Annotated in this window: 2 protein-coding genes; both read right to left on the reverse strand. The window is 73.9% G+C overall.

Annotated features, from left to right (window positions below):
• Positions 1–281 (reverse strand): hypothetical protein (locus tag GJV82_RS19250; RefSeq protein ID WP_155100338.1); only part of this gene is annotated, 281 nt, incomplete at its 3' end.
• Positions 281–463, reverse strand: a 183-nt coding sequence (locus GJV82_RS19690; protein ID WP_225873512.1) for a hypothetical protein, incomplete at its 5' end; no start/stop codon positions are given. The genes GJV82_RS19690 and GJV82_RS19250, both read right to left, overlap by 1 nt.

Consider the following 463-nt stretch of genomic DNA (forward strand, 5'->3'; position numbering starts at 1 on the left):
AGTGCGGCGTCCAGGCGCTCGGGTGCGCGCACCTGCCACAGCGGGGACTTGCCCGAAGGGCGGTCTGCGGCGAGCGTCGGGCGCCCTCCGGCGGCTGCGCGCTCGACGGCGGCGACCTCCTCGGGGGTCTCGGCAGCCGCGGTGAGCATCTGGTGGGCGTAGGCGCGCGCGGCCTCGCCGCGCAGGGCCTTGCCGGTGCGCTTCACGGGGCGGTCGTCCGCCTCGATCTGCTCGGCCCATGCGTCGTAGTCCGGGCCTCGCCCGGGAGCCTCGTTCGTCATCACTCCTCCTCCTCGATCAGCACCAGGAACTTGCGCCTCGCGGGCATCGCGTGGAACACCACGAGGTCGCGCGGTAGACGGCGATGCACCATCACCTCCAACAGCTCCCCGCCCAGACGGCGCGGGCCGATGAACAGGTCCGCGGCCTCGCCCGTCCCGTCGCGCGACTCGTCGAACTCCGG

The organism is Cellulosimicrobium composti (genome assembly GCF_009711085.1).
Lineage (GTDB): Bacteria > Actinomycetota > Actinomycetes > Actinomycetales > Cellulomonadaceae > Cellulosimicrobium > Cellulosimicrobium composti.